Origin of the sequence: Lacipirellula limnantheis (genome assembly GCF_007746075.1) — a bacterium.
GTDB classification, from domain to species: domain Bacteria; phylum Planctomycetota; class Planctomycetia; order Pirellulales; family Lacipirellulaceae; genus Lacipirellula; species Lacipirellula limnantheis.
Genome location: NZ_CP036339.1, coordinates 1,401,121 through 1,425,739, shown reverse-complemented (window position 1 = coordinate 1,425,739; position 24,619 = coordinate 1,401,121). Strand labels below are relative to the sequence as shown.

General features: G+C 62.5%; 16 protein-coding genes and 1 other RNA gene. 14 read left to right on the top strand and 3 right to left on the bottom strand.

Annotation, left to right across the window (positions count from 1 at the left end; all coding sequences use genetic code 11):
- Positions 1–200 precede the first annotated feature (200 nt).
- The 4 genes from ffs to rpoN all read left to right on the top strand — a co-directional run bounded on the left by ffs (position 201) and on the right by rpoN (position 4,895).
- An RNA gene (ffs, locus tag I41_RS05450) (signal recognition particle sRNA small type) lies at positions 201–295 on the top strand.
- Between the two features lie 106 nt (positions 296–401).
- The gene (gene dnaX, locus I41_RS05445; protein WP_145431583.1) at positions 402–2,285 is read left to right on the top strand and encodes a DNA polymerase III subunit gamma/tau; all 1,884 of its coding nucleotides are present in this window, start codon (positions 402–404) and stop codon (positions 2,283–2,285) included.
- A gap of 208 nt (positions 2,286–2,493) precedes the next feature.
- Positions 2,494–2,865: a YbaB/EbfC family nucleoid-associated protein gene (locus I41_RS05440; protein ID WP_145431582.1), complete on the top strand. Its 372-nt coding sequence runs from the start codon at positions 2,494–2,496 to the stop codon at positions 2,863–2,865.
- Between the two features lie 497 nt (positions 2,866–3,362).
- Positions 3,363–4,895, top strand: a complete 1,533-nt coding sequence (gene rpoN / locus I41_RS05435) for an RNA polymerase factor sigma-54 (RefSeq protein WP_145431581.1) — start codon at positions 3,363–3,365, stop codon at positions 4,893–4,895.
- A 47-nt stretch (positions 4,896–4,942) separates the two neighbouring features.
- On the opposite strand, the gene I41_RS05430 is transcribed toward rpoN, so the two are convergent.
- Positions 4,943–5,602, bottom strand: coding sequence for a PH domain-containing protein (locus I41_RS05430; RefSeq protein ID WP_168206710.1), 660 nt, complete (start codon positions 5,600–5,602; stop codon positions 4,943–4,945).
- 241 nt (positions 5,603–5,843) lie between these two features.
- Here I41_RS05430 and nrdR point away from each other — a divergent pair, with 241 nt between their 5' ends.
- The 3 genes from nrdR (at position 5,844) to I41_RS05415 (ending at position 10,979) form a co-directional block, all read left to right on the top strand.
- Positions 5,844–6,314, top strand: a complete 471-nt coding sequence (gene nrdR / locus I41_RS05425) for a transcriptional regulator NrdR (protein ID WP_145431579.1) — start codon at positions 5,844–5,846, stop codon at positions 6,312–6,314.
- Positions 6,315–6,509: 195 nt separating this feature from the next.
- The gene (mutS, locus tag I41_RS05420) at positions 6,510–9,263 is read left to right on the top strand and encodes a DNA mismatch repair protein MutS (protein WP_145431578.1); all 2,754 of its coding nucleotides are present in this window, start codon (positions 6,510–6,512) and stop codon (positions 9,261–9,263) included.
- An 18-nt stretch (positions 9,264–9,281) separates the two neighbouring features.
- Positions 9,282–10,979: a TIGR03790 family protein gene (locus I41_RS05415; RefSeq protein ID WP_145431577.1), complete on the top strand. Its 1,698-nt coding sequence runs from the start codon at positions 9,282–9,284 to the stop codon at positions 10,977–10,979.
- A 78-nt stretch (positions 10,980–11,057) separates the two neighbouring features.
- Here I41_RS05415 and I41_RS05410 read toward each other — a convergent pair whose 3' ends face one another.
- Complete coding sequence (locus I41_RS05410) at positions 11,058–14,087, bottom strand: sulfatase-like hydrolase/transferase (RefSeq protein ID WP_168206709.1); 3,030 nt, start codon at positions 14,085–14,087, stop codon at positions 11,058–11,060.
- A gap of 45 nt (positions 14,088–14,132) precedes the next feature.
- A complete protein-coding gene (locus I41_RS05405) occupies positions 14,133–17,528 on the bottom strand; it encodes a sulfatase-like hydrolase/transferase (protein ID WP_145431575.1) in 3,396 nt (1,131 codons plus the stop codon).
- Between the two features lie 385 nt (positions 17,529–17,913).
- On the opposite strand from I41_RS05405, the gene I41_RS05400 reads away from it, so the two are divergent.
- The 7 genes from I41_RS05400 (at position 17,914) to I41_RS05375 (ending at position 24,572) form a co-directional block, all read left to right on the top strand.
- On the top strand, positions 17,914–18,837 hold the full coding sequence (locus I41_RS05400) for a sulfotransferase family protein (protein WP_168206708.1): 924 nt from the start codon (positions 17,914–17,916) through the stop codon (positions 18,835–18,837).
- Between the two features lie 30 nt (positions 18,838–18,867).
- Complete coding sequence (locus I41_RS05395) at positions 18,868–20,097, top strand: glycosyltransferase family 4 protein (protein WP_145431573.1); 1,230 nt, start codon at positions 18,868–18,870, stop codon at positions 20,095–20,097.
- A gap of 32 nt (positions 20,098–20,129) precedes the next feature.
- On the top strand, positions 20,130–20,435 hold the full coding sequence (locus I41_RS05390) for a hypothetical protein (protein ID WP_145431572.1): 306 nt from the start codon (positions 20,130–20,132) through the stop codon (positions 20,433–20,435).
- Positions 20,432–21,136: an SDR family NAD(P)-dependent oxidoreductase gene (locus tag I41_RS05385; RefSeq protein WP_145431571.1), complete on the top strand. Its 705-nt coding sequence runs from the start codon at positions 20,432–20,434 to the stop codon at positions 21,134–21,136. Before I41_RS05390 ends, I41_RS05385 begins: the two co-directional genes overlap by 4 nt.
- On the top strand, positions 21,136–22,491 hold the full coding sequence (locus I41_RS05380) for a class I adenylate-forming enzyme family protein (RefSeq protein ID WP_145431570.1): 1,356 nt from the start codon (positions 21,136–21,138) through the stop codon (positions 22,489–22,491). The genes I41_RS05385 and I41_RS05380 overlap by 1 nt, the downstream gene beginning before the upstream one ends.
- Positions 22,492–22,588: 97 nt before the next feature.
- Positions 22,589–23,701, top strand: coding sequence for a GNAT family N-acetyltransferase (locus tag I41_RS27060; protein WP_168206707.1), 1,113 nt, complete (start codon positions 22,589–22,591; stop codon positions 23,699–23,701).
- Between the two features lie 13 nt (positions 23,702–23,714).
- Positions 23,715–24,572 (top strand): polysaccharide deacetylase family protein, encoded by an 858-nt coding sequence (locus I41_RS05375; RefSeq protein ID WP_168206706.1) that lies wholly within the window; start codon positions 23,715–23,717, stop codon positions 24,570–24,572.
- The last annotated feature ends 47 nt before the right edge of the window (positions 24,573–24,619 follow it).

Here is a 24,619-nt window from a genome sequence, read left to right as displayed (position 1 = left end):
GCCACGTGGCTTTTTTGGCCATCTTGACAAGCGAATTCTGATCGATGCGCGGGTGCGTCTTGAGGTGCGCTGGACTGGTCGCTGAAGCGAGCGGCCCGGGAGTCGCGTGGGGGATGCTGCGCCGTGGTGCGGGGCTTTGACGGGCAGGGATGGGGTGCGTACAACTGAGGGTCTTGATCGCCGTGCGCGGCGGTCGTCGACGAGGGGCCCTTGCAATGGGGGCCTTACGAACCTGGTCAGGGCGGAAACGCAGCAGCCATAAGTTTGCGTCTCTTTGTGTGGGGGCCTCTCGTCGACGGCCGTGCCTGTGGGAGTGAGTCTGGCTTGGCGCCTCCCGGAGGGCGTGGCCCTCCGGCTAACGGGTGAGGGCGCTGCAACGTTTCGCGAACCCTCCCTGCCTTATGAACGAGTCGCTGCCATCTTCGAACGCGGACGCCAGCGGCGAATACATGGTCGTCGCCCGGCGGTATCGGCCGCAGGCGTTTGACGAGCTCGTGGGGCAGGAGCATGTCGCCAAGGCGCTTAAGGGCGCCATCGAGAGCGACCGCGTCGGACACGCTTATCTGTTCACCGGCGCCCGCGGCGTCGGGAAGACTTCTTCGGCCCGCATCCTGGCGAAGGCGCTCAACTGCGAGCGCGGCACGTCTCCCTACCCGTGCGGCGAATGCGAGGTTTGCCAGAGCATCGCCAGCGGCGACGACGTCGACGTGCTCGAGATCGACGGCGCCAGCAATCGCGGCATCGACGAAATCCGTCAACTGCGGCAGAACGTCGCCGTGCGGCCGGCGCGAGCGCGGTTCAAGATCTACATCATCGACGAAGTCCACATGCTGACGAAGGAGGCGTTCAACGCCCTCCTCAAGACGCTGGAAGAACCGCCGGAACATGTGAAGTTCATCTTCGCCACGACAGAGGCGAACAAGATCCCGATCACGATCCTCTCGCGCTGCCAGCGGTACGACTTCGCGGGGATCGAGCCGACGGCCATTCACAAGCGGCTGGCCGAGATTGCGGCGAACGAAGGGGTGGACGTCGAATCCGATGCGCTGCAGATCATCGCAATGCGGGCGGCGGGATCGATGCGGGACAGCCAATCGCTGTTGGAACAGTTGCTCTCGACCGGCAGTAAGCAGATTACCGCGAAGGACGTGACCGAGCTGTTAGGCCTTGCGCCGGCGGCGCGGTTGAGCCGGCTGGTTGAACCGCTCGTGAATCGCGACGCAGCGGCGGCGCTGGCCGAGCTTGATGCGGCGATCAACGAAGGGGCCGAAGTAGGTCAGCTCGTCGATCAGCTGCTGGGATACTTTCGTGATGCGATGACGCAAGCGGTTGGGTGCCAGGCGAGCCAGTTGCTGTACGCCTTGCCGACGCAGCGGGAGGAGATTCTGAGCGTCGGGCAGCGGTTGGGAATTCAGACGCTGCTGGCGATTGCGCAAGTGCTGGATCAGACGGCGGCGCGGCTGCGGGTGAGTACGCAGGTGCGGACGCTGGCGGAGATGGCGCTGGTGCGGATTTGTCATCTGCAGGATTTGGATGAGATTTCGGCGCTGATTGAGCAATTGAAGGGAGGGGAAGCGATTCCCGCGCGGCCGGCGAGTGTTTCTCCGGCGGTAATTAGCGCAAAAAAAAACGAGATAGCGAGCGCTAAGCCGCAAGCGGCGGAGGTGCGTTGGCAGCCCCCAGCCCAGCCGGGAGATGGCGCGCCGGGTAAGGTTGATCGGCCGGCGAGTTCAAACGCTGCGGAGAAATACCCCCCGGCGGAGCCGGGGGCTGGGGGGCAGGCGGAGGTTTCTCGCGCCGCGAGACTGGTCGCTGAAGCGACCCGTCCGGATGCGAACCGTGCGAGCGCGGGGCATGGGCCGGCGCTGATTGATCCGGCGGCGGCGGAGGGAGTTTGGCGACGGGCGCTGGAGTGCGTGACCGGGTTCGTCGCGGAGTTTGCGGCGACGGCGACGAAGATCAGCGCCGACGCTCAGGGCCGACTGGTGGTCAGCTTTCCCGAAAGCCAGAAATTCAATCGTGACACTTGCCTCCGCGCGGCCAATCTGAGCAAGCTTGAGGGGGCGCTAGAACAAGTTTGCGGCGAACGCGTGTTGCTAACGCTGACGACGCATCCCGACCCTGCTGGCGCTGCGGCCGTTGCTGCTGCGCCGGCACGACCAAACCCGAAGCAACAACAAGCCGACGCGGCGGCCGACCCATTCGTGAAGCGCGCGGTAGAATTGTTCGACGCCGATGCGGACCGACTGCGATATGTGGCGCCGCGCGAAGGGGCGGCGGGTTAGTTGACCCACGACGGCACGACGAGCACGGCGTAAAGGCAAAAATAATTTGGAACCGCCGATGAACGCGGATAGACGCCGATGAATTTAATTTGCGTTCATCTGCGTCTATCTGCGGTTCCGTGCTGTTGTCTTCCCCTTGGCGTCGTTGGCGTCCGTGGCGGTTAATCTTCATCAACGCAGCTAACGGCGTTCAATAAGCGAGGATGCGATGTTCAAAGGCCTAGGAAATCTTGCCAACCTGCCGGGGCTGATCAAGCAAGCGCAGGAGATGGGGAGCAAGATGCAGCAGCTCTCCGCCGAATTGAAGACCAAACGGGTGACTGGCGCGGCCGGCGGCGGGTTGGTGGAAGTTGACGCCAACGGCCTGGGCGAGGCGCTCGCCGTGCGGATTGACCCTTCGCTGTTTGAGAAGCAAGATCGCGAGTTGCTTGAAGATTTGTTGCCGGCGGCGTTCAACGCGGCCCAGCAGAAAGCGAAGGAGCTGCACGCCGAGCAAATGCAATCCCTCGCTGGCGGGATGAATATCCCGGGACTCTCCGACGCCCTGGGCGGTTTAGGTAACTTGCAACCGCCGGAATAGCCTGTAGCGGAGCGATTTGGCGGTAAATCGGCGAGACTTGCGGCAGATTCTCGGGGTAGAATTAGGTCGTTGCCTGCGCGGTTGGAAAGCGAACCATCAAGGCACTAAGGCACGAAGGAAGCGCCGAGAAAACGTCGCTCAGACCACGGCGACGTTGAGTGCGGGGCTTCGACTCGCGATACGAGACAAACAGAAATTGAGAATGGCTCCGCACCGAGTACGGACTGTAGGGCACAAAGCGACGCAAGCGATCAAGGGCTGCTGACGCCACCCATCGTTGCAATTCCTTCGTGCCGTTCTTTGTGTCTTCGTGCCTCAGTGGTTCGCTCCCCAACTGCAGCAAACCGGGCGGAATGTTTGACCTCCCGTGGCGGCGGTCGGTATGCTACAGGTAGTTGGCACGCCGATTGCACGCGTGCATCGACCAACTTTTTCTGACGCTGCCGGACGACCGACGCTTCACCTTTCCATCGACCTCTGCGGAACGAACAGACGCCATGCGACTCTCCCTCGGCCAAAGCATGCAGATGGCCCAGAAGCAGGTGCTGGCGCCGCGGATGATCCAGTCGATGGAGATTCTGCAACTGCCGATCATCGCGCTGCAGGAGCGGATCGAGCAGGAGATGGAAGACAACCCGGTGCTCGATCAGATCGAGCCGTCTGGCGAAATCGAAGAGAACGGCTTTGAAGAAACCGTCTCGGTCGCCGACGGACCAGATGCTCCGGCCGACACCGAGCGGGAACTAGTCGTCAGCGAGAATACGAACAACGAGGATGACTTTGAGCGTCTCCTCAACATGGCGGAGAATCTGCCCGACGAATACGAAGAGCGGAGTCGTCCGTCGCGCGGCGAGATTGAAGCGGAGGGAGATCGTCGCCATGACCAGATGGCGAACATGGTGGCTCGTCCCGAGTCGCTGCAGGATTATCTCGATCATCAGCTGAGCTGGTTCGATCTGGATGAAGCGACGCGGCGGATGGCCGATCGGATCATCTACAACCTCGACAGCAACGGGTATTTGAAGTCGCCGCTTGAGGATTTGGTTCCGCCCGCGCCGCCCGAGATCAACGGCAACGCCGAAGCGTGGCGGGCCGAGCAGCTGGCGATTGCCGAACGGGCGCTGGCGGTGGTGCAACGGCTCGACCCCCCGGGCGTCGGCGCCCGCAGCCTTAAGGAGTGTCTGCTGCTGCAATTGACGCCGGGACTTTTGTTCTTTGAAGAGCTGCAGGTGTTGATCGAACATCACCTGGAAGACCTCGAGAACAATCGCCTGCCGTTAATTTCCAAGAAGACCGGGTTCTCGATCGAGACGATTCAAGAAGCATGGGAAGACCTGCGGACGCTCAAGCCGAAGCCAGGGGCGGATTTCACCGAGACCAGCGCGCCGGCCGTGACGCCCGACGTGTTCGTGGAGAAGGATGAGAGCGGCAAGTACGTCGTGCATCTGGAAGACGGCGATTTGCCTTCGCTGTACATCAGCCCATACTACCGGCGGCTGCTGCAAGAAGCGGGGACTTCGGCCGAGACGCGCGATTACATCAAGCGAAAGGTCAACGCTGCCCAGTGGCTGATCGAGGCGATTGAGCAGCGACGGAGCACGCTAACGCGGGTATCGCAGGCGATCGTCGATCATCAGACGAAGTTTCTGGACGACGGCCCCGAGCATATCGAACCGCTGAAGATGCAGCAGATCGCCGACAAGGTTGGCGTCCACGTCACCACGGTGAGCCGGGCGGTCGACGACAAATGGATTCAGACGCCGCGCGGCATCTTTCCGCTGAAGCGGTTCTTCGTCGGCGGCACCACCGGCGCCGACGGCGAAGAGGTGGCGTGGGACCGCGTGCGGCTGAAGTTGCAGGAGATCATCGACGCCGAGGATAAGACGAAGCCGTTGTCGGATGATGCACTGGTCGAAGAACTCGGCAAGGCGGGGGTGACGGTGGCCCGGCGCACGGTGACGAAGTACCGCAAGGCGATGAATATTCCGAGCAGCCGGCAGCGGCGGGATTGGTCGATAGAGGGCAAGTAGGGCTGAGTTGCCTGCCCGCGCCGCCGCTTTCACGGTCTGCGATCTTCCTAGACCGACTCGATATACATCCCCCGCCGGCGGCGTTCTTTGCGGCGGGCTTCGTCGATCAGCGTCGCCACGCGGCGGACGTCTTCGATGCCTTGGATGAGAAACTCCGGCGTGGTGGCATCGCTAGAGCGGAGGCGGATCGAGCCGATTTTGAGCATCCGCTCGACCGGGCCCTGGATGACGCCGACGTCGTCGATGTCGATCGTTTCAATGCGATCGACCTCGCGCCACAACAGGCCGCGTTCGTGGATGAATCGCTGGCTGGTGAGGTAGTAGTGGAGGCTGAGTTGCAGATAGAGCAGCCGCAGCACGAGGCCGACCCAGACCAGGACGATGACGCCGGCGGCAATGCCCCATGCCCCCGGGGTGAACCCGGCCACCAACCCGACGACGATTGCGATGACCGTGAAGACGCCGCCGGCAATCCACGAACCGAGCATCGCCAGCTTGGAGAATTGGCCCTGCCAGAGCATTTCCTCCTGGTCGTCGCCGTGAGCGGGCGTGAAGGGGAGGGGGCCGCGACCGCTTTTGCCGGCCGGCGGGCCGCCGGCGCTCGCCGCGGGCGCGGACTTGCCGGCGCCGGTGCTGAGGGAGGCGCCGCACTTGTGGCAGAAGGCGGCGTCGGCGGGGAGTTCGGCGTCACAGGCGGAACATTTCATGGGCGACGAAATCCTTGCAAATGGAGTGAACTGCCGACGGGCGGCCGGCATTATAGCGGGCGGCGACGTCAGTCGCAGGGTATGCCGGCCGCGGGCGGCGGCGACCTGGCACAGTTCTGCGCGGGCTATTCGTCGGCCGCCGGCACAGCTTGCCAGCACTCGTGCCAGAACGCGGAATTTGTCGCGTGGATGCCGCGGCGGCGCCGTTTACCGGAGGCGCGCCTGGTGTATGATGGCGACCATGAAATGCCCCTTCTGTCGCATCGATAACGATCGTGTGATTGACTCGCGGGCTTGCCAGGACGGCTTTTCAATCCGCCGACGGCGGGAATGCCTTTCATGCAAGCGGCGTTACACGACGTATGAGCGGATCGAAGAGACCGCCATCAAGGTGGTGAAGAAGGATGGCTCGCGCGTGCCGTTCTCGCGCGACAAGATCAAGCACGGCCTCGAGCGCGCCTGCTGGAAGCGACCGATCAGCGATCGCGACATCGAGCGGACCGTGGCGGCGATCGAGAACGACGTCTACACGACGTTCGAGAACGAGATCGAGAGCCGGCGGCTGGGCGAACTCGTGATGGACCACCTGCGCGACCTTGATGAGGTGGCGTTCGTCCGCTTCGCGAGCGTCTACCGGCAGTTTGCCGACGCGGGCGATTTCTTCGAAGAATTGCGGCCGTTTTTGACCGAGGCGCGTAAAGCGCCGCGGTAATCGCCGCGCCGCCCGGCACTGGTTGAGGGCGACGCCCGTGCGCTGGTAGCATGGCGTGCTGTTAGTCCCAGTCCTTCCCGTTTTTCCTTTGCGCCTTCGCGCCTTTGCGTGAGACCCTCTTGGTTTAGATTTCACGCAAAGGCGCGAAGGCGCAAAGAAAATGCAGTTCGGTCTTCCTGCGAGTGAAATAATTCGATGGCCCTTTCCCCGATGATGCAGCAGTATCACGACGCCAAGCAGGCGGCGGGGGATGCGCTGTTGCTGTTTCGGATGGGGGACTTCTACGAGCTGTTTCACGAAGATGCGAAGACGGCGGCGCGGGAGTTGGGGCTGTCGCTCACGAGTCGGGACAAGGGTGAAAATCCGATCCCGATGGCTGGCTTTCCGCATCATCAACTCGACCAATATTTGGCGAAGTTGATTGCGCGCGGCTTTCGCGCGGCGGTCTGCGAGCAGATGGAGGATCCGCGACAGGCGAAGGGGATCGTCAAACGCGCGGTGACGCGGGTCGTCAGCCGCGGGACGGTGACCGACGATTCGCTGCTGGAACCGTGCGCCGCGAATTTCCTGCTGGCGCTGGCGGCCAATCCGACGAAGGACGCCTGCGGGCTGGCCTGGATCGACGTCTCGACCGGTCGGTTCGAGGCGACGGTGACGACGGCGGATCGGCTGAGCGATGAACTGGCGCGCGTGGCGCCGGTGGAAATTCTGGTCCGCGAGGACGCCGGCGAGTTGCCGGCCGAGTGGTGCGAAGGGCGGATGGTGACGCGGCGGCCGACGTGGGCTTTCAGCCGCGAGGCGGGGGATGAGGCGCTGGCGCGGCATTTCGGGGCCCATTCGCTGGAGGGGTTCGGCTTCACCGACGACGACGGCCCGGCGATCCAGGCAGCGGGAGCGGTGCTCGACTACCTTAACGATACGCAGAAGTCGTCGCTGGCGCACGTCGACCGGCTGATTCCCTATCGACGCGAGACGCGGCTGGAAATCGATGAGGCGACGCGGCGGAGTCTGGAACTGTGCCAAACGATTCGCGACGGCCGGCGCGAAGGGTCGCTGCTCGGCGTGATGGATCGGACGGTGACGTCGATGGGAGCGCGGCTGCTGGGCGAGTGGCTGGCGGCGCCGCTGACCGACGCGGCGGCCATCGATGCGCGCCTCGACGCGGTGGGCGAATTGCACGTCGATCCGTCGTTTACCGGGGACTTGCGCGAGGCGCTTCGCTCGATTTACGACATCGCACGACTCTTGGCCCGCGTGACCACGGGACGAGCGACGCCGCGGGATCTCAGTTTTGTCGCGCGGACGCTCCGCTGCTTGCCGGCGGTGAAGGCAAAATTAACGGCGCGGAACGCGGCGCGGCTGGCCGAGCTGGAATCGCGGATCGACCTCTGCGGCGACGTGCGGGGGCGGCTGGAGGCGGCGCTGGCCGAGGAGTGCCCGCTGAATGCCCGCGACGGAGGATTTATTCGCGCGGGCTTCCATGCGGAACTGGACGAGCAGCGGGAGCTCGCAAAGGGGGGCAAGCAGTGGATTGCCGCCTACCAGGCGGAGGCGATCGAGCGGACTGGCATCGCGTCGATGAAGGTCGGCTTTAACAACGTCTTCGGCTACTACCTGGAAATAACTCACGCGCACCGTGAGAAAATTCCGGCTGACTTTATCCGGAAACAGACGCTCAAGAACTGCGAACGCTATGTGACCCCTGAGTTGAAAGTTCACGAAGAAAAAGTGCTCGCGGCGGAGGAACGATCGAAAGATATCGAGTACGACCTGTTCGTCGAATTGCGGGAAACAGTGGCGGCGGCGGCGCGGCGGATTCTGGCGACGGCCGAGGCGCTCGCCGAGATTGACGCTCTGGCCGGGCTCGCGGAACTGGCGCGGTCCCGGAATTACTGCCGGCCGAAGATTGTCCTTGAGCCGCGGCTGGAGATTGTCGCGGGGCGGCATCCGGTGCTCGACGCGACCGAGGCGGCGGGGACGTTTGTGCCGAACGACGCTCGCTGCGCTGGCAGGGGGAGCGAGGAATCAGGAGTCAGGGGTCAGGAGTCAGTGAATCGAGATCATGACGCCCCTGCTGCTTCTGACTCCTGTCTCCTGACTCCTGACTCCTTCCCCTCGGTGCTCCTCATCACCGGGCCCAACATGGCCGGCAAGAGCACCTACATCCGGCAAACGGCGCTGTTGCAGCTGATGGCGCAGGTCGGCAGTTTTGTGCCGGCGAAAAGCGCAACGGTCGGCATCGCCGATCGAATCTTCGCCCGCGTCGGCGCGAGCGACGATTTGGCCCGCGGCCGCAGCACGTTCATGGTAGAGATGACCGAGACGGCGCGGATCCTCAATACGGCGACGTCGCGCAGTCTGGTGATCCTCGACGAGATCGGCCGCGGCACCAGCACCTACGATGGTTTGTCGCTGGCGTGGGCGGTCGTTGAACATCTGCACGACGAGATCGGCTGCCGGACGCTGTTTGCGACGCACTATCACGAACTGACGCAGCTGGCGAAGGAGTTGCCGTGTTTGGCGAACTTCAACGTCGCGGTGCGCGAGTGGCAGGATCAGGTGGTCTTTCTGCACCAGATCGTGCCCGGAGCCGCCGAGAAGAGTTTTGGCATTCATGTCGCGCAGCTGGCGGGCGTGCCGCGCGAGGTGAACCAGCGGGCCGAACAGATTCTAGCGAGCCTGGAGAAGGGCTCGGCGGCGGCGAGTCACGACCGGTCGCAGGACGTCGAATTGACGCGCACCGACGGCGCTCACGCCGGGAAGAGGCCGCAACGCCGGCGGCCGGGAGAGTGGCAGCTAACTCTGTTCGAGTCTGCCGAACATCCGCTGCTCGACTTGATTCGAGGGGTCGATCTCGACGCAACGAGTCCGCGCGAGGCGATGAAACTCATTGATCACTGGCAAGGTCAACTGCTCGCCGAAGCCAACGGACCGGCTCAGCCCGCCTGATTCAAAGGAAGGACGACCATGCGACTGCGATTGGCGACTCTTTTGTTAGCCGCCGTCGCGCCGGCGCTGTCCTCGCTGCCGCCAGCGGTTGCGGGGGGCGGACCACAGAATGTGGCAGTGCTGGTCAACTCGAAGGATCCCGATTCGCTCGCCGTCGCAAACTGCTTCATCGAGCTGCGGCAAATTCCGTCGACCAACGTCATCTACGTCCCCTGGGAACTTGACGCCCGCGCGACCAGCGGCGCGGCGTTCCGCGACAAGCTATTCAAGCCGGCGCTCGCGGAATTAGAACGGCGCGGCGTGCTGCCGCAGATCGACTGCATCGCCTTCAGCAGCGGATTTCCGTATTTGATCGATTGCGGGCGCATGTGGCCCGGCGAGGAGTTCGCCAAGACCTCGCGACCGACGACGTCGCTTACGTCGGCGGCGTTTCTGTACCAGTTTCTGGCCGAAGAACGCAAAGAGATGTTTCTCGGCAACGTCAATCTGTACTTTGCACCGACGATCAATGGCAGAACCGCCTCCCGTGCATTCTCCTCGCAGCAGAGTTGGGGGCCGAACGGCGCCGCCGTGGCCGAGGGGTTGAAGTACTATCTCGCGACAGCGCTGGGCGTCACGCACGGCCAGGGCAACTCCGCCGCTGAAATCATCGCGTCGCTGCGGCGTTCCAAGAGCGCCGATGGAGCGCGGTACCGAGGCACGATTTATTACATGGAGAACAAGGACGTGCGCTCGCAGGTCCGGCAGGGGGGGTATCAGGCGGCGGTGAGCGAATTGGCCGCCGCCGGCGTCCGTGGCGTGGTCATGTCGGGCACGGCGCCGCTGAACAAACCTGACATTGCGGGACTCACGACGGGCACGAGCCACCTGCTCTTGGGATCGTCAGGGAGCACTATTCTGCCCGGTGCGCTGGTCGACAACCTGACCAGTGCGGGAGGGCAGATGTTGATCCGTCCTGAAACCAACCCGCAGACGCGGATCAGCGAGTTCATTCGGCTCGGCGCGGCGGGAGCGTCGGGGACGGTGGTGGAACCGTTCGCATTGGCAGCGAAGTTCCCCTCTCCGGCGCTGCAAGTGCATTACGCGCGGGGCTGTTCGTTGGCCGAGTCGTACTATCAAGCGGTGGCGGCGCCCTGCCATCTGTTGATCATCGGAGATCCGTTGTGCCACCCGTGGGCCGTCACACCAAAAGTTTCGGTCACCGGGCTGACCCGCGGCGCCGAGATTTCAGGGCAAGTCGCCATCACGCCCCAGGCGACTTATCCCGATGCGCGGCAGGCGAGCCGTTTCGAACTGTTCGTCGACGGCGTCCGCACGGCCACTGCTAAACCGCGCGAGGCGCTCACGCTCGATACGACACAAATCGCCGACGGCTGGCACGACGTCTGGGTGGTGGCGATCGACAACACGCCGATCGCCGTCCAGGGAGGCTGGATTGGCGAGGCGAACGTGAAGAACGGCGCCGCGTCGTTGACATTGACGCTGCAGACGCCGCAAGTAGCCATCAGCGGGTCGGCCGAATTAACCCTGAGCGCTACCAATCAAGGTGACGCTGAGGTCTTCCAGAACGGCCGGTCACTCGGCGTGGTTGCGAGTGGAAGCGGCGCACTGAGCGTCCCGGCGAGCCTTCTCGGCAAAGGAAAAGTCAAGCTGACGGCGATCCAAACAGGACCACCGGCGGTGCGTTCGCGGACGGTGGTTGTGGACGTGCAATAGCGAGTTGCGTTGGCCAGCCTGAGTGCCGCGTCAACCATTCGTGACCACTTCGATCGCTGCCCGCAGCCGCGGCTCGCTTCAGGCCACGCGACGGCGGGCGACGCCGAGGAGTCCGATAGCGCCGATCGACAACATAGCCGCGGTCGCGGGCTCCGGCACGGCGCCGGCGGCAAACGTCCCGCCGGCGGAGGCGCCGATGGAGCGCTGCCAAACGAGGTAGTCGGCGCCGTCGGTGGCGCCATCGCCGTTGGCGTCGCCAGCTCCCGTCTTGCCCATCGCTGAGCTCCAGATCGTCAGATCCGACGCATTGACCAACCCATCGCCATTGAAGTCGGCGGGCAGGGCAGGGGAGGTGAGAATGCGGAACTCAGCTACGTCGTTGTTGGCGACGGTCAGGCTGTAGCTCAAGGTGCGGCGGTTCGCGGAGATCGTTATGAAGTCCGTGCCCGCCAGCAGCAGCCCGCGATCAGCCGCTGCGCCGTACTGGCCAATCGAACCGAGAATCGGGTCGCTGGCGGCGAGCTTCGCGGCGGCGGTAACGACGCCGATGATGTCGTAAGCGAACGTCACCGAGCCGGTAATCGTCGAGTTGCCGGCAGCGGCGCCGATCGCATCGAAATGGAGGAGGTAGCTCGTGAAGTCGGTCCCGGCGGCGAGATTGCCGGGGTTGAACGAGGCGCCGGAATTGGCGGTCTGCCCGCCGACGATCACGCCGTCGACCGACAAGGCGTTGGCCAGCCGATGCTGCCGTTCCTGGATGACCTGAAGCGAATTCGATTCGGCGGCGCCAAGCGCGACGTTCGTCGGGCGCGCGAGGGGGGTAATCGTGGAGCCGGTCATCGCCTTCACGCCGAAGGAAACGGCGTCGAGCTTGGCGTTGTAGTTGCCGGCGATTTGCGCGGGGGTGAGGGCGTAGTTCCAGTAGCTAACTTCGGCCATCTTGCCGGTGAAAGCCCCATTAAAGGGGAGCGCCCCCGTTCCGCCGTTGGCCCCGAGTCCCGAGCCGCCGGTCTTGCCGAGGCCGGCGTCGTCGTAACCGTCCCAGAGGAGACTGGCGGCAGAACCCAGCGTGCCGTCGACGCGGCCAGCTAATGCGCCGTTGATGTAAAGTTCGATGTAGCGGGCGTTGTCGTTGTCGCTGAAAACGGCCGTGGCGTTGATGAAGTCTGTTTGCGGATTGGCAAAATTGTTGATGGGAACTGTCACGGTGAGGGCATCGCCGCTGGCGCCGCGAACGCGGAAGCGGAGATCGTTGAAGGAACCGTTGGCGTCGGCGTCGCCCAGAGTTAGCGAGAGCCCCGTGGTGGCGTCGCCCGATTCGAGCAGGATCTGATTGTGGCTCAGGTTATCGGCTCGGAACCAGACGTCGGCGGCAACGGAGCGATCGAAGTCGGGGGTGCCGACGTTGATGGTATTCTGCCGCGGTCCGGTGTCGCCGACGTGAAAGAAGCGACCTTTCATGCCGTCGTTGCCGTCGAACGAGAAGGCCTTATTGCTGAGCCCCGATTGAAACGCCGACACGTTGACGAGCGCCGGAGTTTCGGTCGCCGTGCCCAGATTCCACGTTTCGCGGGCCTTGTATTTGACGTCGATCGTCGAGCGCCACGCCGTAGCCGCGGCGCCTGGTTGGCTCCCCTTCCATGACAGCTGAGTGGGGGCTTTGACGTCGTAGGCGAACGACGCATCGACAGATTCGAGATAGTTGTCGAGGAGCAACTTCATCTCGGCAACCTTCTGCGGCATCGAGTTGGCGAGATTGATGTTCTCCGAAATATTGGTCTTCAGGTTGTAGAGCAAGTAGGTGTCGGGGTTGCCGTTTTCGCCGTACTGCCGGATCAGCTTGTAATCGCCGTCGCGAACCGAGGAGGCGGGCTGGACTCGCCAGGTGGCTCCGAGAGCAGGATTATGAGGATTGTGGAAATAGATTTCACCATGTTGGGCGTATTGGCGCTCCAGGTAATCCATCCCCTCGGGAAGGGCGCCGCCGTTGAACATGACGGGCGTCAAATCGGCGCCCTCGACGCCCTGGGGCGTTGGTCCTTCAAAACCGGCGAGCGCGGCGAACGTGGTCATCAGGTCGGTGGTCAGCACCGGAACGCTGCTAAACGAGTTCGCCTGAACGCCCGGCCCTTTGACGATGTATGGGCTGCGAATACCGCCCTCGAAGATCGTCACTTTTCCTTCGCGCAGCGGAGCGTTCGAGCTATATGCGATCGGCGCACCATTGTCGGTGACAAAGAAAATATACGTGTTGTCAGCGATCCCCAAATCATTGATCTTGTTGAGCACCGTGCCGACCGCGCTGTCAAGATCATCGACCATGGCCGCATAGGGGACGCTTTTATGGACAGTTCCTGGAGGAAGTGCGGCGTATTTGTCGCGCACCTCCTGACGTGAACGAATGGGTTCGTGAGGGGCTTTGTAGGCGACTTCGACGAAGAAAGGCTTGTCATTCGCCACGTTCGTTTGCATGAAGTCGTTGGCGAGATTGGAGATTTGCTGCACGCCCCAGGGATCGACTTCATTCGGCGGCAGCGGCGGGTCCGATGCGACGTCGAAACCGGAAGCGAGTGGCGTGATGCTGGAGGGGAGATTCAGATGCCACTTGCCAAAGAGCGCCGTCTGATATTGCGAATTGGTTTGCTTCAGCAGACGAGGAATCGTGAGTTGGGTGGGGTCGAAGAACTCGGGAGTCGGCGGCGTGAGCGGCAAATTGGTGTATCCGCCCGTATAGCGTACGGAGCCGGGCTGGGCGTCCTTAATGTCGGTCATCTGAACTTGAGCGGGGCTCTTGCCGGTCATCAGAGAAGCGCGCGTCGAAGCGCAATATGGCGATGCCGCGTAACCGTTGCTGAACCGCATTCCGCTTGCCGCCAAGGCCGCGATGTTTGGCGTTTGATAGAAATCGCTCTTCGACCCCGGAATCGTTGGGTCCATGAGCGCTGAGGTGCCATTCCAGCCCATGTCATCCACAATGAATAGCACGATGTTAGGCGCGGCTGCGAAGGCGTTGGCCGCAACCAACGAGAACGACAGGAGTGCCGAAAAAAGGCGGCAGCGACGCAGGAGAACTCCCCAGGAATAGCCGATATCGGAAGGCGTGCGCATGGATGGCATCGTCAAGGGTTCAAGCGGAGCGGGGAACAAAGTTGCTTAGGCGATCCGTCGAATAGTGCGTCGGCAATGGAGCGATCCCAGCCCAGCCGCCATTATAAGCACGCCGGTCGCGGGTTCCGGCACGCTCGCAGCGTTGGCGGAGACGTTAACCAGCTGTGCCGACTGCTGCCACGCGAGATAATCGGCGCCGTCGGAATCGCCGTCGCCATCGGCGTCGGCGGCGGAATTGTTTCCGAAGGCGCTCTTCCAGACAAGGAGGTCGGCCCCGTCGACGTTGCCGTCGTGGTTGAAGTCGGTCGTCTGGGACTCGACGACGCTGCCGACGGTGGTTCCGAAAGTCCGCTGCCAGACTAGGTAGTCGGCTCCGTCGGAATCGCCGTCGCCATCAGCGTCCGCTCCGGAGCCCATGCCGAAGGCGGTCTTCCAAACGAGCAGATCCCCGGCATCGATCACCCCGTCGTCGTTGAAATCGGCGTCGGCCGAAGGGGATGGGTCCGTGGGGGGCCCTGGCGTCGTCGCCAGATTGGTGATCACGCGGAACTGCAATAGATCGCTCCCCAGCGTGGATAGACTGAAATTGAGCGTCCGCTGATTGGCGCCGATGGACAGGTAATCCCCATTGCTCCAAGTGACGCCGCGCGGAGCCGTGAGGCCGTAATTGCCGATGGCTCCCAAGGATTTGTCGGTCAGGGCCAATTGCTGGCCGTCGAACAACAGCGCGATGATGTCCTGATCGAACGACACGGAGCCGGTGACGAATTGCATCGCTCCGCTGGAACCAAGCGGATCGTAGTGCAACAGGTAGCTGCTAAAGGCCGTCCCGGCAGCCAGTTGCGGCAACGAGCCGAGAGAGGGAACAATCGTGCCCGACCCCGCGGTAACCAGGGCGTCGACCGAAATGGCCGACTTCAGGACGTCGTTCCGCTCTTGCATCACCAGCAGCTTGCTCGATTCAGCGGCGCCGAGCGTGAGATTCGTTGGCCGATAAATCGGCACGGCGGACTGCCCGGCGAGCTGATCGAGCCCCCAGGAGACGGGGTTGAGGACCGCGTTGTAGCGGGTGCGAATCTCGTTGCTGGTGAGCGCCTTGTTGAGGAACTTGAAGCTCGCGACGTCGCCGGTCAGGTTGCCGCCTGCAAAAGGGAGGGGTCCAGCGCCGCCCGCAGCGCCCAGCGTATCGGAGTAAAGAATTTCCGGAGCGCTCAGGCGGCCCATCGAAGCGCGGAAGTAACTGTCCCAATCGAGCGACGCGAAACCGGCAGCGCCATCAGCCCGGGCCATCAGTGCGCCATTGACGTACAGCTCGATGAACCGCCCGGCGGCGCCGTCGTTCACCACCGTGGTCAGCTGGACGTAGTCCTGCGTCGGATCGGCAAAGCTGTTCATCGGCGCCGTCACGGTGAGCTGGTTGCCGGCTTTGCCCAGAACGCGGAAGCGGACTTCGTCGGCCACCGAATCGCCGTCGCCGTCGCCGACCGTGAGCGAGAGGCCTTGATTCGAGGAGCCAGCTTCGAAGACCAACTGCTGCGACGTCAGTGAATCGAACTTCACCCACGTTTCGAACGTCGCGGAGTGATCGCCGTCGAGGTAGTTGGGAAGCTTGGAGTCGGAGACTTGGAAAAAGCGCTGCGTCAGGCCGTCGTTGCCGTCGAAGCTCATCGCGTTCTTCGGCAGGCCAGGCTGGAACGGGGCTGCCGTCACGCGCGTTGGGCTCGCGCCAGGCGTGCCGGCCACCGCAGTGACGCCGCCGTAGGGCATCCACACTTCACGATCGTAGTAGTCGACGTCGTTGACCGAACGCCAGCCATTGACGACGGTCCCCGGAGTGGCGGCGTTCCAGGCCATCTCGAAGTTGTCGCGCACGTCGAACGGCAACGAGGCGTCGACGTTGTTCAGCCACGCGTCGAGCTTCGCGTTCAATTGAGCGACCTTCTCCGGAAACTGAGCGGCCAGGTTGAGCGGCGAACTTGCGCTGCTGCTCTCCGTCACGTTGGCCGCGACGTTGAACAGCAGCAAGGTATCGGGGGCCCCGTTCTCGCCGTACAGCCGGACTAACTTGTAGTCGCCGTCCCGCACGGCTGAGGCGGGTCGAGGGTCGTTGCCTGGAGCGATCGGCTGGAGGTAGTAGCCCCCCTGGCCATTCGGCAGGTAGCGTCCCGTGTAGTGGGGGTAGTGGAAAAACAACTCGCCATTCGGCGCGAAGCCCCGCTGCAAGCTGGCTTGCCCGACGGGAAGTTCGCCGCCGTTCTTCAAGATGGGTTCCAGGCTCGCGCCCTCGATGTTGGCCGCCGGCGGTTGATTGCTGCCGGCGAGGTCGAGGAAGGTCGGGAACAAATCGGTCAGCACGACCGGTACGTCGCTGTACGTGCCCGCAGCAACGCTGGGACCGCGCACAAAAAGAGGCACCCGAAGGCCGCCTTCCCACAGCGAACCCTTGCCGCCATAGAGGGGTGCATTGGTCTGTGAATTGCCTAAGTCCCACGACGCCCCTTGGTCCGACGTGAAGATGACGTAGGTGTTGTCGGCGATTCCCAGGGTGTCCAAACGATCGAGCAGCTGACCGACCGACGTGTCCATGTCCTTGGTCATCGCGGCGTAGTACGGGTCATTGTGCTTCGTGCCGCGCGGCAGGTTCGCAAACTCCTGCACGGTCGAGGCGAACGCGGCCGTCTGCAGTTGCTGCGGCAACTTCGTCGCTTCGAGGCCGACATAAGCGAAAAATGGCCTGTTCGCCGCCACCTGCGTTTCCATGAACTGGATCGTTTCGTTCGTCATCGAAACGAGCTGCGAGGGGTCCGTCGTCGTCGCGGTCTGGCAGCAGTGATCCTTAAAATAGTCCCAGCCCTCGAACGGCCCGTTGGGCTGCCAGTCGTACTTGCCGATGAAGCCCCCGCGGTACGAGGAGTTGTACGATTTGAGCGCCTCCATGATCGTCGTCTCGCCGGGAAACGTGTATCTCGGCTGAGGCGGCGTCAGCGGGTAGCCGTTGTAGAAATTGGTGAACTGCGGGTCGGTGATGTACGCCCCCTGACGAACGTCGGTCGTCTGCAACTGGGCCGGGCTCTTGCCGGTCATGATCGAGACCCGCGACGGCGAGCACATCGGACCGGCGCCGTACGCCTGCGAGAACGTCATCCCCTGCCCGGCGAGTTGTTCCAGTCTGGGCGTCTGGTAGTAATCGCTTTTCGAGTCGGGGATGTTCGGATCCATCTGCACCGAACTGCCGGCCCAGGACATATCATCGACGATGACGAACAGGAAGTTCGGCGGGGCGGCGGCGCTCAGCAGCCGCGTGGCGCCAAGGGCCGTCAGTGCGACGAGAAGTCCGAGCGCGCGCGCCAGCGACGGAGAGGTGGGCGTATGAAGGTCGCCGGTTCGCGGCGATTCCCCTAGTGCTCCGCCACGACGTTCACCGCACAATGAATGTTGCACCCAGGAGCCTCGTGAGAAGTCGAACAGGCGATGCGGCTGAATGAAGAGTCGGACGGACGCCTCGGGTCAAAAAATGCGCGCTACCGCCCAAAATTCAGCATACCGACGGCTGAGGCGGCTGCAATACTTCTGTGCTCGGCATCGCGGCAGTTACCGGATTGTAATTTGCTACGGGAGCCGATTGCACGGCAGCCACGATTATACGGGGCCCGACCGGCGGGTCGATTGTCACGCCTCGCCAGGGCAGCGTGCGAGCGCCGGGGTGACAGGGCAGCCGCAGCGAACGCTACAAACGGCGCGACTGCCACGATCCGAGCCCGTTAACGTGGTTAACCCAGGAACCTGAAAGCGTTTAAGTGGACGGACGCCCTTCCCGCGAATCATGATGGGGAGCTACTGGTCGACGACCCCGGCCAAGCCTGTCACATTGGCGAAGATGGCGCCTGAAATGGAAGAATTCCTGGAACGCCCGATCATCGTGGTCGGCGCCCCCCGCTCAGGGACGACGCTCATGGGCGACTTGCTGTCCGCCCATCCGACGCTGGCCCATGTGGAAGAGCCGCGGCTGACGTGGCGTTACGGGAACGACGCGAAGAGCGACATGCTGCGGCCAGCGGACGCCCGCCCGGACGTTTGTAGATTTATTCGCGGCCGATTTGCCGCAACGGTTCGCCAGAGCGGGAAACAGCGCCTCATCGAAAAGACGCCCAGCAATTCGCTCCGCATGGAGTTTGTCGAGCAGGTGCTTCCAGGCTGCTTGTTCGTTCACATCATTCGGGACGGCGTCGAATCGTCATTGGCGATTCGACGGTTTTGGCAACAGCATGCACGCGGGGTGAAGCCTCGAAAACTCCTGGAACGCCTGCGGGAGATGAACCCCTGGCAACTTCCATACTACGGCCGGGAATTCGCCCGGCGCATCATGCCCAGGCCGCTGTCAGGACTCGTTCGGCCGCCCGTATGGGGTCCTCGGATTCCCGGGATTGAGTCGCTGCTGAAGGAACTTGAACTAATCGAGGTCTGCGCCCTGCAATGGCGAACATGCGTCGAGGCGGCCTGCGCTTATGGCCGAACGCTGCCGCCCGATCGTTATCTGGAATGTCGTCTCGAAGAAATGTCGCCAGAGTTGCTGAAGTCGATCTTGGAATTCTGCCAGCTCGAGCCTTCGAGCGAGGTCGACGCAACTTTTGCTCGGGACTTCGATATGGGCAAAACGCGCCATCGGCGAGACATTGCGTCGGCCGAGGATCTCGAATTGATTCACAAATGGACGTTGACGACGTTGCAATGGCTGGGATACGCCTCCTAGCTTGAGCGCTTGCACGCCCCAACACCGACTATGCCTCAGCGAACGCTACTACTGATCTCGCAAGTCTACCCCCCCGACCCGGCGGCGGTGGGCCGGCACATGCATGACGCGGCGGAGGAAATGGTCCGTCGCGGCTGGCGCGTCGTCGTGTACACGTCTCGCCGCGGCTATGCCGACGCCTCGCAGCGGTACGCTGCTCGCGAATTGCTTGACGGCGTCGAGATTCGTCGTTTGCCGTTATCGAGCTTCGGGAAGAGCACGCTGGCTCTGAGACTGTTGGGGCAAATCCTCTTCGTCGCTCAAGCGGCCATCCGAGGCATGTTCGTCCGGGGCTTGTCGACAATCCTGGTGAGCACGAGCCCGCCGATGGCCGGGGCCGCGGCACTGTGGATTCGCTGCTTTCGACGCGTGCCCATTAAGTTCTGGGTGATGGACCTCAGCGTCGATCAAATGATTGAAGCGGGCCTCGCCAAACCCAACGCCATCACGACCCGCTTGCTGCGATCAGTCTATCGGTGGACGTTGCAAAACTCCCAGGACGTCGTCGCCCTCGATCGCTTCATGGTGCAGCGGATCGCCGACAGTTACGGCGTCGATCGCGGCGTCCACATCCTTCCCCCCTGGCCGCACGAGGATCACCTCGATCGAGTCGCGCATGCTGATAATCCGTTTCGCCAGCGACATCACCTGCACGACAAGTTCGTCTTTATGTACAGCGGCAACATGGGGATCGGCCATCCCATTGGCGTCCTGCTAGAAGCCGCGCGCGAAATGGCCGACGATCCGCAGGTCATGTTCGTCTTCATCGGCGACGGACACCGTCGTGCCGAGGTCGAGCGGGAAATCGCTGAGCGTTGCCCCGGCAACCTCATGCTGTTGCCCTACCAACCGCTCGAGGAGCTTTGTTATTCGCTGTCGGCGGCAGACGTTCACTTGGTGACAATGGAAGACGGCGGCATCGGCTGCTTTCACCCTTGCAAGGTGTACGGAGCGATGGCGGTGAGCCGCCCCGTGCTGTTTGCGGGGCCGGATCCGTCGCATGTGACAGACCTTATTACTCGATATATGATGGGGTGGCGCATTTCGTCGCACGACCCGAGCAGCGCAGCGGAAGAAATGCGGCGCATTGCGGGTCTGCCGGCGGCGGAACTGCAGGCGATGGGGGATCGAGCCGGCGCCGCGGTGAGCCAAGACCTGAGCAAGACGCGCCTCTGCCAAGAGTTCTGCGATATCGTCGAAAAGGGCGCTGCAGGCGTCTGACCTTACTTTCGAGAGACACATACGAGCACGCTATGAGCAAACGGGACCAAGTGATGCAATTGTTGCGCGATTGCGTCGCCGAATATGCCGAGCAAACGGGCGGCGTTTACGAATTGAACGATGAGACGCCGTTGATCGGGCCAGACTCGCCGGTCGATTCGCTGGGGCTGGTGATGATCATCACGGCCTTCGAGTGCAAACTGAATGAAACGTTTAACGCCGAACTGGTGTTGGCCAGCGAGAAGGCGATGTCGATGAATCGCAGCCCATTCCGTTCGCTCGGCGTGCTGGCTGACTATGGCGTCGAACTGCTCGACGAGACGGGAACCGCCGCATGAAGCCGCAAGATTCCGCGATCGTCATCACCGGCTCCAGCCGCGGCATAGGCCTCGGGCTGACCAGTATCATGCTGGAGCGAGGCTGGCATGTGTTCGGTTGCAGCCGCGGGCCGAGCGAGGTGAAGCACGAGCGCTATCAACACTTTGAGATCGACGTCGCCGATGAAAAGGGGGTCGTTCGTCTCTTTGGCGGCGTCCGCAAGAGCGGCAAGCCGCTCTACGCGGTGCTGAACAATGCCGGCACAGCGTCGATGAACCATGTGTTGACGACGCCGTTCGACACGATGAAGAAACTCTTCGCCGTGAACGTCTTCGGGACGATGCTCTGTAGTCGCGAAGGGGCGAAGTTGATGCTGCGCCACAAGATGGGCCGGATTATCAATTTTGGCAGCGTCGCGGTCCCCTATTCGTTGGAAGGCGAAGCGGTCTACACGGCGTCGAAATCGGCCGTCGAGGCCTATACGAAAGTGCTGGCCCGCGAGATGGGCGAGCATGGCATCACCGCCAACTCGGTATCGCCCAATCCGGTGAAGACGGACCTGATCGCCGGCGTCCCGGTCGAAAAGATGACGCGGTTGATCAACCGTCAATCGATCAAGCGGTACGGCGAATTCGAAGACGTGCTGCGGGTCGTCGACTTCCTGCTCGATCCCGAAAACACGTTCGTCACCGGTCAGGTGATTTATCTCGGAGGTCCTTGATGCCGCTGACGTGGCTATTGGACCGGTTTCGAGCGCACGCCGACGACGATGCTATCGTATGGCGCGACGAGATCACGCGCTACGGAGAATTGCTGGAGCGAGTTGAGAACGCGACCGCGTTTTTGCAGTCGCAAGGCGTGCGGTCGGGCCAAGTCGTCATGCTCGACGCCGACTTTTCGCCCAACGCGATCGCGCTGCTCTTGGCGGCGATGCAGAACCGCAACATCATCGTGCCGGTCGCCAGTCACGTAACGGCTGACCGGGACAAGTACGCGCGACTGGCGGAAGTGAGCCACCGACTGAGCGTGCATGTTGACGACAGTTTTGGCTGCATCGCGGAACCGGGAGTCGAGCCGACTCATGAGATGTTCCGGCAGTTGAACGCGGCCGGCAGCCCGGGGCTTATTTTGTTCAGCTCAGGTTCGACGGGCGAACCCAAGGGAGCGGTCCACAGCCTCGATTTTCTGCTCAACAAGTTCAAGGTCTCCCGCCACACGCAGCGGATGATCACCTTCCTGCTGTTCGATCACATCGGCGGGTTCAATACGATGATGTACACGCTGGCCAATCATGGCTGCGTGATCACGCTCGAATCACGCGACGCGGCGACCGTTTGCCGGGCGGTGGAGAAGTATCGCGCCGAAGTCCTGCCGGCGTCGCCGACGTTTCTCAATTTGCTGCTGGTCAGCGGCGAGTATGCCAAGCACGACCTTTCGAGCCTGAAGATCATCAATTACGCGACCGAGGTGATGCCGGCGGCGACGCTTGAGCGGCTGAACGCCGCGTTCCCCGGCGTGACCTTCCGACAATCGTACGGCATGACCGAATTGGGGATTATGCGGACGCAGTCGCGGGGGAACGACTCGACCTGGATTCGCGTGGGCGGCGAAGACTACCAAACGCGGGTGGTTGACAGCATTCTCCATATCAAGGCAAAGTCCTCGATGCTGGGATATCTGAACGCTCCCTCGCCGTTCGACGCCGAGGGATGGTTCAATACGCAGGACGAGGTGGAAGTCGACGGCGAGTGGCTCAAATTCAAGGGTCGAAAGTCGGACATCATTAACGTCGGCGGCGAGAAGGTGTACCCCGCCGAGGTCGAGACGGTCATTCTGGAAGTCGACAACATCGCCGACGCCACGGTCACCAAGGAAGCCCATCCGATGCTCGGACACATCGTCGTGGCCGACGTGACGCTCCATGCCGAGGAGTCGCTGCCCAGCGTGATCAAGCGGATCCGGCAGCACTGCTTCTCCAAGCTGCCGCCGTATAAGATTCCCGTGAAGATTCGGCTAAGCGACGCCTCAGCGCGGGTGAGCGAGCGGTTCAAAAAGCAGCGGAATGAACCGCGATGATCGGGCCGCTCACCACTCGGATGAACGCCAACAATAATAACGTCGTCTGAGTTCGATCCCGTTTCTCGCAAGTTCCGAATTCTCCGTAAAGGTCGCCATGTCGTCCCCCTCCCCTGCCCCAACCGTCGCTGCTGGCGTGGCCAAAATTCGGCAGCTTGGTCGAGGGGATTTTGGCCATGTGCGGTCGATGCTCACGCAGCGAGATGGCCATGCGTGGCAAGAAGACTCCACGTCTTGGTTTCTCCATGGGCTTGATCCAGAACGCTGCCTGGCTTGGGGGGCGTTTGTCGGCGACAAGCCTGTAGGCTTGACGTCGATCTTCTTGCGAACGCTTTTGGTCGCCGGCGGGACGGAGCGCGTCGCCTATTGGGCGAATCTATACGTTGATCCTGACTATCGCGACCAGATGCTCTATCCACGGCTGCCAATGACAATGCTGGCGGCGCTCAAACCGCTTGGAATTGACATGCTGTACGCGCCGGTGCGGCTGCCGCAATTGACGAAGGCGCACCTGGCGCTTGGATTCGCCAAGATCGGCGTCATGGAGGTGCTCGTCCGACCGCTGCGCCCGGCACGGTTCATTTGCAAATACAAGCGACTTGGCTGGGCCCGACTCTTGGCCGGGCCGGTAGACGCGGCGTTTGGCGTACTGCTGGCGATAAAGTCGGCTCGGGCGGCGCCAGGAACCCGCCTGACGGACGGCCCCTTCGAAAGCTCGAACCCCGCCGTAATCGACGCCGTCGCCGAGTTACTGTCGCAGCGATCGGTCGGTCGGATCACCCAACGGTGGTCGGCGCACCTGCTTCAGCAGCGCTACGCCCAGACGCGCGAAGGGGGGAGCTACCATTTGGCGACCGCCTGGCGAGGGGAGCAGTTGCTTGCCGCAGCGATCTATCGGTTCGCGGAACGCGGCGACGGCATTCGGGTTGGCGTGCTAATGGACTTCGCTTTTCGCCACGACGCCGATGCTGCGGCGGCAGCTGTGCTGCGAACTGTCGAGAAGGCGACGCTCGCCGCGGGGGGCGAGCTACTGCTCTATCTCGATGGGTTGGGCGACGTCAATCGGCAGCTGCTTCAACGGCGCGGGTTCCGCTCATCGCCCGAGAATTACGAGTTCCTCGTCTGGCCGAAGAAACTGGCGACTGCCGAGGCGCGTTTTGGCAACTGGGATCGCTGGGACTTCTCGTTCCGCGATCATGACGCATTCTGAGAGGGGAATTGAGATGAAAAGCAGCCCCGCGTCGCCAGTCGTTAATGCGTTGTCATTCGACATTGAAGACTGGTTTCACATGGTCGGCATTGACGCGGTCGACAATCCGGAGCTGTGGCCGACGTTCCCTTCGCTCGTGGAGCGATATACCGATCAGATCCTGCAAACGCTCGCTGACGCGAACGTACGTGCGACGTTTTTCACGCTGGGATGGATCGCCGACCGTTACCCCGCACTTGTGAAACGGATCGCCGCCGCCGGGCACGAGTTGGGAACTCACTCCTATTGGCATCGTCAGTGCTTTACCCTGACCGCAGAGGAATTGCGCGACGATCTGCGGCGGTCGATCGATGCCCTGGAGAAGGCCGGCGGGCAAAAGGTTCTCGGCTTTCGCGCGCCCACGTTTTCGATCATTCCGGGCAGCGAGTGGATCTTCGACGTGTTGCTAGACCTCGGCCTGAAGTACGACGCCAGTTTGTTTCCTGGGACTCACGGTGGCGGCGGGTATCCCTGTCCGATGGAACGGCATGAATTCACGGGAGCGCCATCGGGACGGCCGATGCGGGAACTGCCGATGAGTATGATGACGATTCTAGGCAAGCGAATCGCGTTCTCCGGCGGCGGTTATCTGCGCCTCCTGCCGGAGTGGCTGATACAGCGCGGTTTTGACCAGTTGAACTCACAAGGCACGCCGGTGGTGGCGTATCTCCATCCGCGTGATTTTGCGGTCGACTGCCCGCGGGCCCCCATGCCGATTCACCGTCGTTTTAAGTGTTACGTGGGGTTGAGGACGACCGCGACGAAATTCGCGATGCTGCTATCGCGTTATCGCTTCGCGACCTGCGCGGAAGTCGCCGGAGTCGTCGCCTAGGCGGCCGATCCCGTTCCGCAAGAGTTAGCCGCTTCGTTATCTTTTTT

Excerpts from the sequence above, each read along its gene's own strand:
- dnaX (WP_145431583.1), top strand. The coding sequence starts at position 402 with ATGAACGAGTCGCTGCCATCTTCGAACGCGGACGCCAGCGGCGAATAC.
- I41_RS05440 (WP_145431582.1), top strand. The coding sequence starts at position 2,494 with ATGTTCAAAGGCCTAGGAAATCTTGCCAACCTGCCGGGGCTGATCAAG.
- rpoN (WP_145431581.1), top strand. The coding sequence starts at position 3,363 with ATGCGACTCTCCCTCGGCCAAAGCATGCAGATGGCCCAGAAGCAGGTG.
- I41_RS05430 (WP_168206710.1), bottom strand. The coding sequence starts at position 5,602 with ATGAAATGTTCCGCCTGTGACGCCGAACTCCCCGCCGACGCCGCCTTC.
- nrdR (WP_145431579.1), top strand. The coding sequence starts at position 5,844 with ATGAAATGCCCCTTCTGTCGCATCGATAACGATCGTGTGATTGACTCG.
- mutS (WP_145431578.1), top strand. The coding sequence starts at position 6,510 with ATGGCCCTTTCCCCGATGATGCAGCAGTATCACGACGCCAAGCAGGCG.
- I41_RS05415 (WP_145431577.1), top strand. The coding sequence starts at position 9,282 with ATGCGACTGCGATTGGCGACTCTTTTGTTAGCCGCCGTCGCGCCGGCG.
- I41_RS05410 (WP_168206709.1), bottom strand. The coding sequence starts at position 14,087 with ATGCGCACGCCTTCCGATATCGGCTATTCCTGGGGAGTTCTCCTGCGT.
- I41_RS05400 (WP_168206708.1), top strand. The coding sequence starts at position 17,914 with ATGGGGAGCTACTGGTCGACGACCCCGGCCAAGCCTGTCACATTGGCG.
- I41_RS05395 (WP_145431573.1), top strand. The coding sequence starts at position 18,868 with ATGCCTCAGCGAACGCTACTACTGATCTCGCAAGTCTACCCCCCCGAC.
- I41_RS05390 (WP_145431572.1), top strand. The coding sequence starts at position 20,130 with ATGAGCAAACGGGACCAAGTGATGCAATTGTTGCGCGATTGCGTCGCC.
- I41_RS05385 (WP_145431571.1), top strand. The coding sequence starts at position 20,432 with ATGAAGCCGCAAGATTCCGCGATCGTCATCACCGGCTCCAGCCGCGGC.
- I41_RS05380 (WP_145431570.1), top strand. The coding sequence starts at position 21,136 with ATGCCGCTGACGTGGCTATTGGACCGGTTTCGAGCGCACGCCGACGAC.
- I41_RS27060 (WP_168206707.1), top strand. The coding sequence starts at position 22,589 with ATGTCGTCCCCCTCCCCTGCCCCAACCGTCGCTGCTGGCGTGGCCAAA.
- I41_RS05375 (WP_168206706.1), top strand. The coding sequence starts at position 23,715 with ATGAAAAGCAGCCCCGCGTCGCCAGTCGTTAATGCGTTGTCATTCGAC.